Here is a 13919-nt window from a genome sequence, read left to right as displayed (position 1 = left end):
ATGAGTTTCCCTATGTCAAGGAAACAGTACGCTGATATGTTTGGCCCCACAAAAGGGGACGCCGTCCGGCTGGCTGATACCGATCTATTCATCGAGATTGAGGACGATTACACCGTTTATGGAGACGAAGTGAAATTCGGCGGCGGCAAGGTGATCAGGGACGGAATGGGGCAGCACCCGCTGGCCAGCCGGGCAGACGGGGCATTAGATGTGGTGATTACCAATGCCATCATTGTGGATTACAGCGGCATTTATAAAGCAGATATTGGGATCCGTGACGGGAGAATTGCCGGGATTGGAAAGAGCGGGAATCCTTTATTGATGGCTGGGGTGGATATGACGATCGGCGCTTCCACAGAAGTCATAGCAGGAGAAGGAATGATTGTGACTGCGGGCGGAATTGATGCCCATATTCATTTTATTAGTCCGCAGCAAATTGAAACGGCCTTATCCTCGGGCATTACGACGATGATTGGCGGCGGTACGGGTCCGGCCGCGGGCACGAATGCCACTACCTGTACGCCGGGGGAATGGAATATTCATCGGATGCTCGAAGCGGCAGAAGAATTCCCTATGAATCTCGGATTTCTGGGAAAGGGCAATGCTTCTGCAGAAGCACCGTTAATCGAACAAATCGAGGCCGGCGCTATTGGGCTGAAGCTTCATGAGGATTGGGGAACAACGGCGTCAGCTATTGACCATTGCCTTCGGGTCGCTGACAAGCTGGATGTTCAAGTGGCGATCCACACCGATACGCTGAATGAAGGCGGATTTGTCGAAGATACTCTCGCCGCGATAAACGGGCGGGTTATTCATACGTATCATACCGAAGGGGCTGGCGGGGGACATGCGCCCGATATTATGAAAGTGGCGAGCTTCCCTTATATTCTGCCGTCCTCCACCAATCCCACCAGGCCCTACACGGTCAACACCCTTGCTGAACATTTAGACATGCTGATGGTTTGTCATCACTTAGACCCGGAAGTTCCTGAGGATATTGCCTTTGCTGATTCAAGGATTCGCAAGGAGACAATTGCGGCTGAGGATATCCTCCATGATATGGGTGTCTTTAGCATGATCAGTTCCGATTCACAGGCCATGGGCCGAGTGGGTGAGGTGATTACCCGCACGTGGCAGACAGCTGATAAGATGAGGAAACAAAGAGGGAAGCTTCCAGAAGATTCATCTGGAATGGGAGATAACTTCCGTGTGAAACGGTACATAGCCAAATATACGATCAATCCTGCCATTACCCACGGAATTGCGGAAGAAGTGGGTTCCATTGAAGCGGGGAAACTAGCGGACCTAGTAGTCTGGGATCCGGCATTCTTTGGTGTAAAGCCAGAGCTGGTGATCAAAGGCGGAATGATTGCCCATAGCTTGATGGGAGATCCCAATGCATCGATCCCAACACCCCAGCCGGTTTTGTACCGGCCGATGTTTGCTTCGTATGGAAAAGCCAAGTACGCAACATCAATTACGTTCATGTCAAAAGCGGCAATTGCGCTTGAGGTCGATAAAAAGTTGGGACTAAAGAAATGGATCCGGCCGGTTCAGGGAATTCGGGAGCTGACCAAAAAAGATATGAAGCTGAACGGAGAAATGCCGAACATTGAGGTTGATCCGCAAACATACGAAGTACTAGTGGATGGGAAGCTTGTTACCTGTGAACCGCTCGAGGTTCTGCCAATGGCACAGCGGTACTTTTTATTCTAGGAGGAGGATTCATGGTAATTACAGAAATTGTGGGAAATATCGAAGAAATCTCTACAGCCGGACGCCATATCGAAAAAGTCTATTTATCTAGTGAGGATCTGGTGAAGCGAATCCAGAGGGTGACGACGGACCATGGAAAAGAACTTGGCATTCGCATGGCAGAACCAAAAGATCTGGTAGATGGCGATATCTTATTTATGGATACCCACAACATGATTATTGTCAGTGTGACAAATGATGATTTATTGGTGCTTCGTCCGATTAACATGAAGCAAATGGGAGAAATCGCTCATCAATTGGGCAATCGCCACTTGCCTGCCCAATTTGAAGGGGAAGAAATGCTGGTCCAATACGATTATTTAGTGGAAGAGCTGCTGGTACAGCTGAAGGTTCCTTATTTAAGGGAGCAAAGAAAGGTAAAAAAGGCCTTCCGTCCTATTGGCCATCACCATGGATAGCCAGCTGTTGGCACTCTTGCAATTAACCGACTCCAATTTTCCGTCAGGTGCTTTTTCTCACTCGTATGGGTTGGAAACCTATATACAGGATGGCGCTGTATTCAATAAGGAAACCTTTTTTGAATGGATGCGAACCTACTTAGAAAGACAGCTGGCCTATACGGATGGACTTGCCTGCAGGTTTGCGATTGATTTTTTTTTGAAAGTTGAATTAGAACGTATATGGGAATTGGATCAAAAATTATATGCCATGAATCTGCCGGAAGAAACCCGGCTGGCTAATCGCCGGATTGGCGATAGATTGATTCAAATGGGAAAGGACATATTCCCTGTCCCTTTTCTAGAAACCTATAGGATGAAAATCCGCAAGGGGGAGGCATATGGCCACCCTGCGATTGTATTTGCCAGTATCTGCGATTATTTATCAATTGACCGGCATCAAACGATCTTAACGTTCTTATATTCTACGGTTGGGACCCTTGTTCAAAATGGGGTCCGCGGGATTCCGCTGGGCCAAACCGCGGGGCAGCAGATTCTTTTAGAATTGCACCCTCATTTAATCCAGACAGTCAAGCAAATTGAAGAGATGGCCCCGGACGATTTTGGAGCGGCCGCTCCTGGAATAGAAATTGCTCAAATGCGGCATGAAAGGCTGTGTGTCCGGTTATTTATGTCATAAAAATGCTCTGAAAGAAGGGGAGTAAATGGAGCCGATACGGATAGGAATTGGCGGACCGGTAGGAGCGGGGAAAACCCTGCTGGTTGAACGATTAACGAGGCAGTTAAACAAGGAATACAAAATAGCTGTAGTGACGAATGATATTTATACAAAAGAGGATGCCCAGTTTTTAATAAACAATAGTGTCCTGCCGGAGGACCGGATTATTGGCGTGGAAACAGGGGGATGCCCCCATACCGCGATCCGGGAGGACGCTTCGATGAATTTTGCGGCCATTGATGAATTAAAAGCCAAGCATCCTGATCTATCGCTTATTTTTGTCGAGAGCGGCGGTGACAATCTGGCTGCGACCTTCAGCCCGGAATTGGTAGACTTCTCCATTTATATCATTGATGTGGCCCAAGGGGAAAAAATCCCCCGCAAAGGCGGGCAGGGCATGATCAAGTCGGACCTGTTTATCATTAATAAAATCGATTTGGCTCCGTATGTGGGGGCGAGTTTGGAAGTAATGGAGGCTGACACAAAAGTCGCACGGGGGAAGAAACCATATGTTTTTACCAACCTGAAAAAGGATGCCGGCTTAGATTTGGTGATTGAGTGGATTAAGAAACAGGCGCTGCTGGCAGGCCTGGTGTAAGTGAAAACGAAAACGGGCTATCTAAAATTAGTCAGTATGCAAAAAAGGGGAAAAACCATTTTAAAGGATTCTTACGCGGAAGGCGCATTTAAAATCACTAGACCTGTTTATCTTACCGAAAGCGGAGAGGCATACTTTTATGTGATGAATCCAGGTGGAGGCTACCTGGACGGCGACAGCTACCAGCTGGAACTAATCCTCGAGGAGCGGGCTGAGGTCTTCGTCACCACCCAGTCTTCCACGAAAATCTATAAAACAAGAGCATGCCCTGCGTCTCAGGAAATGGTGATTGATTTGGCAGCAGGGAGTGTATTTGAATATCTGCCGGACCCGGTCATTGCCTATCAGCATGCCAGGTTTAAACAGCGTACGCTGATAAGGATGGAGCCGGATGCTTCCTTGATCATTGCCGACATTTTTACTCCAGGCTGGGCTCCTGACGGCCGCTTTTTTCCATATGATTGGCTTCAGTCCAAAATGGAAGTATATATGGATGGTCGGCTGGTGCTCTTTGACCATGTTAAATTGGAACCGGATAGAGGGATTAACAGCATGGGGTTCATGGAGGGATACTCCCACTTCGGGACAATGGCTGTGATTCATGAACAGCTTGACCGCGATTTTCTCGAGGAGCTTGTTCAATGGATGGAGCCTCTGCCTGACGTTCGAATCGGCGTTTCGCTGCTTTCCGTTCCAGGATTTAGCCTCAGAATGCTGGCGAATTCCACTCAGGCCATTGAAAACGTCCTGTTTGGCTGCCATGAAGTCATTCGAAAAAAATTATTCCAAAAGGAACCTGTCTTTCTGAGAAAATATTAAATTTCACGAGCTGGGGGAAGGAGACGCCAGCTCTTTTCTATGGAAAACCCCTTCATTCCTCATGATTTATGGTAAAATGCATGTAAAAAGGAGTCTGCCTTTATGAATATCATCGATCTGCATTGTGATGTCTTACTGAAGCTTTGGGAAGCGAAAGGCGCCCTTCGATATGCGGATGCTCCTGCGCTGCAGGCTAATAAGGCCAGGCTGCAGCAAGGGCAAATCAAGGTGCAGTGTTTTGCCATTTTTATTGAGCCTGACATTCCCTCTGATCAAAAATTTCATGCCGCACTTGGCCAAATTGATTATTTTTACAAGGAAGTGCTGGCGGGTAATCCGGACATGGTACATATAAAGGAATGGTCTGATTTTGACCGGTTAAAAATCGGGCAGATCGGTGCGATGCTGACGCTTGAAGGCGTGGATCCCATCGGAAATGATATCACCAAGCTGGCAGCCCTTTATCATCTCGGCGTTCGTTCCGTAGGGCTGACTTGGAATTTTGCCAATTTAGCGGCGGATGGTGCCGAAGAACCGAGGGGAGCAGGACTGACTAGTTTCGGGCGGCAAATTGTCCAACAAAATAACCAATATCAAATCTTAACAGATGTTTCCCATTTAAGTGAAAGGTCGTTTTGGGATGTCATCGAAATTGCTAAATATCCAATTGCCAGTCATTCGAATGCCAGGTCCCTTTGCAATCATCCACGAAATCTGACCGATGAGCAGGCGAAGGAGATGTTTAACCGAGGTGGAATGATTCATGTTGTCTATCATTCTCCCTTTGTGAAAGAAGGCGGAACCGCAGAAATCAGTGACTTGATCAAGCATATTGATCATTTTTGTTCCTTAGGCGGTGTAAAGCAGATTGGCTTGGGTTCGGATTTTGATGGAACGAGCCATTTAGTGAAAAATTTGGGGGATGCCTCCAAATGCCAGAATCTTATCAATGAGCTATTAAAATATTATACGGAGGATGAGGTCAAGGGCTTTGCCTCACAAAATTTTCTTGACCATCGTCCAGGGGTGAAACAATGAAGGCAAGGGAACAGGGAATCGTGATTGGCCAGCTGCCAATTGGTGAAAAAAACTGCATAACCGATGTGGCCAGTGTCATGGTCGGGCACGTCACACTGGATTATCCGCTGGACGATGCTGGTACGGAATACGCCTGTACGGGGGTAACCGCGATCCTGCCCCATCACGGGAATCTGTTTAAAGATAAAGTAACGGCAGCCAGCTATGTGATAAACGGATTTGGAAAAACGACTGGGCTTGTCCAAGTGGATGAATTAGGTGTTCTTGAATCACCGATAATGCTGACCAATACGTTTGGCGTGCCTGCTGTCGCCCAGGGGACTCTTGCCTATATGCTAGGGGAGAACCCGGAGATTGGCGAGACAACCGGGACCATCAATGTGGTCGTAGGAGAATGCAATGACAGCCAGTTGAATTCGATTCGACTTTTCCCGGTTAAGCCTGAACATGCGATAGAGGCGATAAAGAACGCATCAAATGAAACAGCAGCAGAAGGAGCCGTTGGAGCAGGGAAAGGGATGGTCTGCTTTGGCTATAAGGGAGGCATTGGATCTTCTTCCCGTGTGGCGGATGACTACACGGTCGGCTGTCTTGTGCTGACCAACTTTGGAAAAAAAGAAGAGTTCCGGAGCTTTCAATATGATAAGCTGAAAGGGTTGTCGGAAACGGCAGATGGATCTATTATCATCGTGCTGGCAACCGATGCTCCGTTGAGCGACCGGCAGCTTTTGCGAGTGGCGAAACGCTGCGGAATTGGTCTCGGCCGAACCGGCAGCCATTTTAGCCATGGCAGTGGTGATATTGTCATCGCTTTTTCAACGGCGTATAACATCCCTCATTTTTCAGAGGAAATGCTAGAAAGCAGGATCCAGATTCGTGAGGATCACCCGATAATGAACCGGCTTTTTGCGGCTGCGGCGGAGGCAGCAGAAGAAGCCATTTTAAATTCCCTGTCCCAGGCTGTCACGACGATGGGCAGAGCCGGACGGATTGTCCATCAGCTTGATTTTTGGAAAGAAGGTCATCTTAATGTATTTAACAATGAAGGAAACAGCTGAATACCTTTCTTTATCGGAAGATACCATCAAGAAATTGATTCAGCAGAAAAAAATCCGTGCCCTATTTGATGGCGGTGAATACTTAATCTACAAGGAACAATTCAACACGCACCTTAAACAAATGGAAAAATACAAACAGCTTGTCGAAGAATACCTTAACGAGCCAGTACCAGAGGATATTGACGTGAAAGACGAGGATTAATGACCTATTTATGGACGGATGCGGCAGGAGGGATGGACATGCGTTTTTTGTTAAAACGAGTTTATGAGCCTTTTTCGGAGGATGATGGGTGCCGGGTTTTGATAGACCGGCTGTGGCCCCGCGGGATTTCAAAAGAAGCGGCAGGGCTGGATTATTGGTTTAAGGATGTGGCCCCAAGTCCTGAACTTAGAAAATGGTTTTGCCATAAACCTGAGCTATTTCCTGAGTTTCAGAACCGATATTTGCAGGAACTTCGTACAGATGCACAAAAGCAGGCACTGATGGAACATTTGCTCGATGAAGCAGCGAAAACCAATGTAACGCTAGTATATGGCGCAAAGGATCCCATTTATAATCATGCAGTGGTGCTATACGAAGAGCTGCAAAGACTGCAGGGTGGAGCCTTTGAATAAAGGAAAGAAGCAGCAGGGTTTGTGAATCGAAAAAGAGCTTGGGATTACGGATCCCAAGCTCTTTTTAGCAGGTATTCAACTATTCTCGCCGAAAGCGCCCCATGACCTCCATGGTTTGGGTGATGTTGACGAACGCTTTTGGATCGACTTCCTTAATGGTATGTTTCGTTTCATTCAGTTCAAATCTTGTTATAACGGTAGTTAACACTTTCTTAGGCTGGTGGGTATATGCCCCTTCCGCATCCGAAATCGTAACCCCTCTCGAGTGAAGGCGGATGAGCGCTTCACTTAGGTCGTGGTACTTTTCGGTAATGATGGTTAACGTTAATTTATTTTGGGTCGTGTACACCATATCGACAGCACGTCCGGCTACGTAAATGGCAATCACCGTATAAAGCGTAATATTCCATCCAAAAACCAGTCCTGATAGGCAAACAACCATAAAATTCATGCACGTATTTAAAAAGCCGACCTGATAGTTTTTCATCTTTGCCATGATTAAACTAACGATATCGGTTCCTCCCGTTGAAGCCCCAAAGCGGATCAGCATCCCAATCGAAGCTCCATATAGCGCACCGCCAATAATGGAGGATAACAGGATATCTGGGGTAACGGCATGGATAGGAAAAAATTTCATGCTTAACGATAGAACCGTAACACCGTAAATGGTCAGCAGAATAAATCTTTTGCCTAAATATTTGAGCCCTAAAATAAATAAGGGAATATTTAGCAGCAAAACAATCCAACCCGTGTTAATTGGTATAAACTGATGAATAAAAAAGGCAATACCTGTTACACCGCCTGATGCTAGTTTATGAGGTATAAGGAATGTATTATAGGCAAATCCATATACCATTGCACAGATGCCGATGACAATAATTTGAATAGGTAGTCGTAACAAAAAAGATACACCTCTATCAAAGAATTCAACTTTTATATTTAAACGCTGAAATCCATTTGAGTCAATATAAAATTATAGAAAAACAGGAATTTGTCGCTTAATTGTAATACATCCGGAAATGAAAGCGAAAACCTCAAAAAAAAAACGCCCCCAATGAGGCGTTCTCGGATTGATTCTATTTAATGACGTAAAAATAAACGCTTAGAAAATGGGCCAGACTTCCCAATAAAATAAACACATGGAAGATTTCGTGGAAACCCCAATTCTTAAATTTTAAAAACTTGGGTTTGGCGCCGTAAATGACCCCGCCGATCGTATAGAAGATTCCGCCGAGCACTAATAAAACTAAACCAGCTGGTGCCAGGCTGCCGGAAAGCGGAGGGAAAACAAACACAACCATCCAGCCCATGACAAGATACAAGGCGGTTGAAATCCAGCGGGGGCAGTGAAACCAGACCATTTTAAACACAATGCCGCAAATGGCAACAGCCGCAATAATGGAAAAAAGAACCGCCCCCGTTGTTCCATTTAAGCTGATAAAACAAAATGGAGAATAGGTTCCGGCGATTAAAAGGAAAATCATCGAATGGTCAATCCGCCTTAGGAAGGCAATCACTCTATCCTTGGCTATGACCATATGGTAAGTGGCCGAGGCTGAATAAAGAAGAATCATGCTGATGCCAAAAATAATCACGGCAGAAATCGCAAGCGGAGTAGGTGTCGTAAGTGAAGTTTTGATGACCATGGCAAGTAATCCAATAAACGCTAAGATCGCACCCGCTAAATGAGTTAGTCCATTAATGGGTTCACGTATGTAACTGTTCAATTCTAAATACCTCCAATGCATCATATGGTTTTGATAACTACATACAATGATACATTGATTTTATCATCTAGTCAACGTATATTTAATTCGGTATAATAACAAATATATCATCGAATGAATGAGGTTATTAGGATGGAAACTATCAATCAGCTAATCGAGCAGCTGGGAATAAACGCTAACTTATCTTTAGAGGAAATACCGAACATTGATTTATATATGGATCAAGTCATCCAGCTATTTGAAAGCAAATTTGCCGAAGCCAAACGGAATGACGATGAAAAGATTTTGACGAAGACCATGATTAACAATTACGCAAAAGGAAAGCTCATCTTTCCGATTCAAAACAAAAAGTATTCAAAAGAGCACCTGATATTAATTAGTCTGATTTACCAGCTAAAAGGGGCCCTGTCGATTAATGATATCAAAACAACCCTTGATGGAATCAACAAGCGGATTATCAAAGAAGACATCGACTTAGAAAGTTTTTATAACAGTTATTTAAAGCTCTCTAGCAGCAATGCAGCCGCACTAAAAATTGATGTGGAAAAGCGGGCGGAGGAAGTCTCGGCAGAAATTTCAGACGGTCAAACAGGAAATACCGCTTATCTGGAACAGGTGCTGATGATTGCATCACTTGCCCATATGAGCAATCTTTATCGAAAAGCGGCTGAAAAACTGGTGGATGGGATTGTAGTGGATAAGGATGGGAAGCGCCATAAGCAATAATTTTGGCGCTTTGCCCTAAAAGTTTTCCCAGCGCTTTAACTATTCAACAGTTTATTATTCCAAACTTTTAAATTGGTTATTTTGCTGGCAGCCAGTACGCCGTATCTTCCATTAATGAACGTATTGTCTAGTATGGTAAAGTTTTTTAAGATTTGCCCTGTTTGGCTGGAAGTGATGCTAATGATGGGAGATAGCTTGTCGGTTCCGATATATCCATTTTTTAATACATTATCGATGACTTTGATGCTGCTGGCATTGGCTATGTCAATAATTCTAGCGAATCTGCCCACGCCGGTAATCGTATTTTGTTCAATGATGGTATCATCCGCATAGACAGAGATCGCTGCCCACATGTCATACGTTTTGGTTTCCTGGTAGGTAGTATAAAAATTATTTTTATAAAAATTATTGGTAATGGTATTTCCTTTTACCAGGACACCAGGCGATTGGATTTTTATCGCTCGTTTATGGTTCGCTGAGAAGGTGTTATTGATGATCTTTAGCTGAACATGATTTTTAAAACCCTGTACGACGATTCCATCACCATCATCTTTCGGCCCGATGTTTGTAAAGCTGGAGCCGCTGATGGTAATGTTGTTTGTCTCCGCCTGCTGTTTATTGAGCGGGCTTATTAAAATGCCGCGGGCAATCAAATGCCCCCAGCCTTTAACAGGGTTTCGGGCTGTCACATTTTGAATAGCACTATGATCGATGGATATGTTTTTGGTGTCGCCGGCAATTCTGATTCCGCTGACAGTCATACGTGACCATTCTTGATTTTTGGGCTGAGTAAAATTTTTGATGATGCAGTCGGAGATGTCCACATTATGGGAACCTTCTGCAATCGTAATTCCTCTTAGAGATGAGCGATTTCCATTAATTGTTAACCCTGTTACACGAACATTGTCTCCCTTTATGTGCAGAATGGTTAACAAGCCGGATGATGCTTGAATGATGGCGTCATTCCCTTCAATCTCTGTGCCGGAGTGTATAGGCAATTCCTCGGTTATTGCATATACTCCGGGCGGAAAATAGATGGTATGGTTAGGGGCATGCTGCAATGCCCGCTGAATCGCTTTTGTGTCATCGGTAACTCCATCGCCAGCTGCCCCATAATCCTTTACGTTAATGACCCTGACTTGATTGGCCAGAAGGATGATCCACAAAGTAAGAATGGCCATGAGAGCTAAAATAAACCAAGTTTTTTTCACGTGCAAATGAAAACTCCTCTTACTATAAAATTTCCTGCTGCTTCGATTCATTATGGACATAAACGATAGCGTCTATAGCGTTTTACCTAAAATTATCTAAAAATAGGAAGATGGAACGATACCTTCCTTTTGAGCGGGACGACAGGATCGAAACACTCGTGTTTTCGCTGGGCACACAGCCTCATTCCAGTACTCTAATCGAGAAATATAAATAAAATCATAGAAAAGCCCATGTCCATTCCATCAAATTTTTGGTTCCTCCTGCTGGTTAGAAAAGTCATCTTATTGGAAGCGGCGGCAGTGTCATTGGATTTACAAGAAAGGCTATGCATCAAATGGCCTTTTTTATCATTTAAGACCAATTGCTAGTTTTATGAAAATACCAACTTTCACCACCGGAATTCCATTACAATGATTTCTGATAGCAGGCAAAAGGAGGAGATCAAATGCAGAATGGAGAGGTTAAGGATTCTAGTGCTGCAAAGAAAAAATATATTTACGAGATTCACTTTTTACGTGCATTTGCATGTTTAGCCGTCGTTGGTGTCCATGTCTCAGCAACCAACTATGGCATGAATGAGGAGAAATGGACTTGGTTTACATATTTTCTTAATCAATATGGCCGGTTTGGAACCCCTATTTTTGCGGTAATCAGTGGATTTCTTCTTTTTCATCAGGTTAAAAGAAGGGGGTTCCGCTTAAGGGATTTCCTCAAGTCGCGCTTGAGCAAAATAGTGGGGCCGCTTCTGATATGGAGCATAGCCTATCGCTATCTTCTCTATTACTATGACTATCAGGCCCTTGGAGACTACCAATTAGAAGCAGCCAAAATACTAATGGGTGAATCGTTTTACCACTTGTATTTTATGGTCATCGTTATCCAGTTTTACTTTGTGTTTCCATTCCTTCAAAAGGTTTTTCGCACCCAGACAATGATGCTTGCATTTACATTTGTTTCTTTAGTGATTAGCTATAACCTTTATGGATTTCATCCTGATGTCCAAGGGGCGGCTGGAGAGTTCCTTGCAGGAAAATCGTTTATGCCGATTTGGCTGTTTTATTTTGCTTTCGGGGGCTTTCTTGCGTATTTTTGGGACGAGATTGTCAGCTTTGCCACAAAACGGCCTTGGAAGATGCTTGCTTTAGCCATTGCCGTTTCGGCTGGGGCGGTTGTGGAGTATCAGGTAAAAGGGTATGTATCCAATAGGCGATTATCCAATTTGGCCAATATACCATTACTATCGATAGCGGTCATTGGTATGTATCCGGTTTTAGCAAAATGGGGAATCCTTCGCAAGCCTCTGACATTAATCGGCCAGTATTCAATGGGAATCTATCTGATTCACCCGATGATTTTATATTTGTTTGCCAGACATTTGCCTCAAGGCAGCTGGAACATGAAGTATGTTCCGCTTATGTTTATAGCGGTGATCTCGATCGCAGTAATTTTTATTAGAATTCTTCAGTTATTGCCTTTCAGCCAATTTGTCATCCCGGTGCCAAAACCTCTTCAACAAACCTATCCGAAAAAACTAATCATATAAGCTGCAGGTGAAAAAAGCCAAGCTGTAAAACTTGGCTTTTTTCTGTTTATCTATTTTTTATGCTCTGCTATAACTGAACGTTGATTTTCTGTACTTGAAAAATAAACGGAAGAATTCCGCTTAAATTGGGAAATAAGGGTATTTCCTTAAAAATAAGAGAGTTTTTTCCGCTTATTGTATCAAAATCAATGAATTTAGGCTTATTTAGTGCCGTTAAGCGGAATTTCTCCGCTTATATCGGCTTCTTAAGGCACTTCTATCTACAATAGACGGAAATTCTCCGCCTATTAATTCTCGTACCTTGGCGAATCCTAACAGAGCCATTTTTTAAAATAGTTCTGTTTAAAAACTGTTTAATAGGTTATATTTTTAAACATATGGCTGTAAAGAAAGTAGGATACAAAATGATTAAGTTTTTTGAAGCCTTTCGGTTGATCTTTACTTGGCTGCATATCGGCGTCTTATTAATTGGGTGTGGATTTATTTATTTCAGCCTTTTTAAATCCAATAAGAAATCTTAAAGGCTGTGATATAGCTGGGAAAACAGCTGATCAATATATTGGATGCGCCTGTCAGGTGCTTGATTTAACACCATGTGATAAATATGCCCAGCCGTCTCACCGCTTTTTTTCAGCCGCAGCTCGTTCAAATAGTCATTCATCGCCATATTTATTTGGACTAAAGCAACAGGATTGTTCAGAACAGACAATAGCTGCTCCTCCAGCGGTCTATCAGGATTTAGTCTTTGTGCGAGCCCTCTTGGTTCGAGAAAATTCATATTCATTTCCTCCTGCCCAGGGAGTATGGAGTGGATGAAAATCGGAAGTTTCTTTTTAAGCGCTTCGCTGACCGTCACCCCGCCCGGCTTCGTAATAAGAGCATCAGCCCAGTTATATAATTGGTTCATTTGTTCAGGACTAGTTATATAGGATAATGGTTTAATGGAATTTGAGTTCATGGAAGCAATTCTTTTATAAAGTTGAACATTGGAACCGCAGAGAACACGATATTTCATTTGGCTGCTATCGGCGGACTCAATAATAGAAAGAAGCTGGTTTCCCAGCCCTAGACTGCCTCCTGCTATCAGTACATGATGTTTTGTTTGTTCCCATTTTTTCTTTTTCCTCTTTAAAAAAATATCGTTTGTTACGATTCCGGTAATAAGGATATTTTCCTCAGGGACCCCGTCATGGATCAATTGTTCTTTTGCATCTCTTGATGGAACAAAATGTTGGTCAATGTGTTTTCTTCCCCACAAATGATTGATAAAAAAGTCAGTGTAAAGATTGATGACAGGGATGTCGCATGCCCCATATTCTTTCAACTTACTGACAAGAAACGATGGAAAGCTATGGGTGCAAATAATCAAATCGGGCTGCTTATTTTCAAGCATTTGTTCCATTTTTTCTAAAAACAAGGTTTCATAAACGGAATGAAGAATCGTTGATTTACGATAAAAATAGTTTTGATAGAATGTATGATATAAATGGGGCACTTTGGTAATCCAGTTTAAGTAAAGTTGAGCAATCGACTTTTCAAATGCGGGATTCACATAACTTAGGAAATCAACTTTTTCACATTGAACAGCAGGATCCAGTTTTTTTATGGAATCCATTAATGCATCGGAACTTCGATGATGGCCGGATTCCATTGTAAATAATGGCAAGATTACTATCTTTTTCATTTTTTTC

The 13919-nt window shown here is 43.6% G+C and carries 15 protein-coding genes; 11 read left to right on the top strand and 4 right to left on the bottom strand.

Annotated elements, in window-relative coordinates; translation table 11 throughout:
• The 9 genes from ureC to NFS43_RS07275 all read left to right on the top strand — a co-directional run bounded on the left by ureC (nt 1) and on the right by NFS43_RS07275 (nt 7020).
• Nucleotides 1–1716: an urease subunit alpha gene (gene ureC / locus NFS43_RS07315; protein WP_251550945.1), complete on the top strand. Its 1716-nt coding sequence runs from the start codon at nt 1–3 to the stop codon at nt 1714–1716.
• Nucleotides 1717–1727: 11 nt separating this feature from the next.
• Nucleotides 1728–2174 (top strand): urease accessory protein UreE, encoded by a 447-nt coding sequence (gene ureE, locus NFS43_RS07310; RefSeq protein WP_251550943.1) that lies wholly within the window; start codon nt 1728–1730, stop codon nt 2172–2174.
• Nucleotides 2155–2853: an urease accessory protein UreF gene (locus NFS43_RS07305; RefSeq protein WP_251550941.1), complete on the top strand. Its 699-nt coding sequence runs from the start codon at nt 2155–2157 to the stop codon at nt 2851–2853. The genes ureE and NFS43_RS07305 overlap by 20 nt, the downstream gene beginning before the upstream one ends.
• Before the next feature lie 25 nt (nt 2854–2878).
• Entirely contained in the window at nt 2879–3490 is a 612-nt protein-coding gene (gene ureG, locus NFS43_RS07300) for an urease accessory protein UreG (protein ID WP_251550939.1), read from the top strand.
• The gene (locus NFS43_RS07295; RefSeq protein WP_251550937.1) at nt 3491–4309 is read left to right on the top strand and encodes an urease accessory protein UreD; all 819 of its coding nucleotides are present in this window, start codon (nt 3491–3493) and stop codon (nt 4307–4309) included. It begins immediately after the preceding gene.
• A gap of 102 nt (nt 4310–4411) precedes the next feature.
• On the top strand, nt 4412–5347 hold the full coding sequence (locus NFS43_RS07290) for a dipeptidase (protein WP_251550936.1): 936 nt from the start codon (nt 4412–4414) through the stop codon (nt 5345–5347).
• Complete coding sequence (locus tag NFS43_RS07285) at nt 5344–6405, top strand: DmpA family aminopeptidase (RefSeq protein ID WP_251550934.1); 1062 nt, start codon at nt 5344–5346, stop codon at nt 6403–6405. The genes NFS43_RS07290 and NFS43_RS07285 overlap by 4 nt, the downstream gene beginning before the upstream one ends.
• A complete protein-coding gene (locus NFS43_RS07280; protein WP_251550932.1) occupies nt 6377–6607 on the top strand; it encodes an excisionase family DNA-binding protein in 231 nt (76 codons plus the stop codon). Before NFS43_RS07285 ends, NFS43_RS07280 begins: the two co-directional genes overlap by 29 nt.
• 38 nt (nt 6608–6645) lie before the next feature.
• Nucleotides 6646–7020, top strand: coding sequence for a DUF488 domain-containing protein (locus tag NFS43_RS07275; protein ID WP_338150593.1), 375 nt, complete (start codon nt 6646–6648; stop codon nt 7018–7020).
• Nucleotides 7021–7099: 79 nt separating this feature from the next.
• Here NFS43_RS07275 and NFS43_RS07270 read toward each other — a convergent pair whose 3' ends face one another.
• Both NFS43_RS07270 and trhA read right to left on the bottom strand, forming a co-directional pair.
• Nucleotides 7100–7921, bottom strand: a complete 822-nt coding sequence (locus NFS43_RS07270; RefSeq protein ID WP_251550931.1) for a YitT family protein — start codon at nt 7919–7921, stop codon at nt 7100–7102.
• Between the two features lie 175 nt (nt 7922–8096).
• On the bottom strand, nt 8097–8747 hold the full coding sequence (gene trhA / locus NFS43_RS07265) for a PAQR family membrane homeostasis protein TrhA (protein ID WP_251550929.1): 651 nt from the start codon (nt 8745–8747) through the stop codon (nt 8097–8099).
• Between the two features lie 132 nt (nt 8748–8879).
• Between trhA and NFS43_RS07260 the strand changes: the two genes are divergently transcribed.
• Complete coding sequence (locus NFS43_RS07260) at nt 8880–9473, top strand: DUF1836 domain-containing protein (RefSeq protein ID WP_251550927.1); 594 nt, start codon at nt 8880–8882, stop codon at nt 9471–9473.
• A gap of 35 nt (nt 9474–9508) precedes the next feature.
• Here NFS43_RS07260 and NFS43_RS07255 read toward each other — a convergent pair whose 3' ends face one another.
• Nucleotides 9509–10684 carry a glycosyl hydrolase family 28-related protein gene (locus tag NFS43_RS07255; RefSeq protein WP_251550925.1) on the bottom strand — a complete coding sequence of 392 codons (1176 nt, stop codon included), beginning with the start codon at nt 10682–10684 and terminating at the stop codon, nt 9509–9511.
• Nucleotides 10685–11130: 446 nt separating this feature from the next.
• Between NFS43_RS07255 and NFS43_RS07250 the strand changes: the two genes are divergently transcribed.
• On the top strand, nt 11131–12228 hold the full coding sequence (locus NFS43_RS07250; protein ID WP_251550924.1) for an acyltransferase: 1098 nt from the start codon (nt 11131–11133) through the stop codon (nt 12226–12228).
• 517 nt (nt 12229–12745) lie between these two features.
• Here the strand turns inward: NFS43_RS07250 and NFS43_RS07245 are convergent.
• On the bottom strand, nt 12746–13912 hold the full coding sequence (locus tag NFS43_RS07245) for an MGDG synthase family glycosyltransferase (RefSeq protein WP_251550922.1): 1167 nt from the start codon (nt 13910–13912) through the stop codon (nt 12746–12748).
• Nucleotides 13913–13919: the final 7 nt, after the last annotated feature.

This window comes from Neobacillus muris (assembly GCF_943193175.1).
GTDB classification, from domain to species: domain Bacteria; phylum Bacillota; class Bacilli; order Bacillales; family Cytobacillaceae; genus Neobacillus; species Neobacillus muris.
Note: the sequence above shows the minus strand (reverse complement) of the source record. Positions and strands in the feature narration are given on the sequence as shown.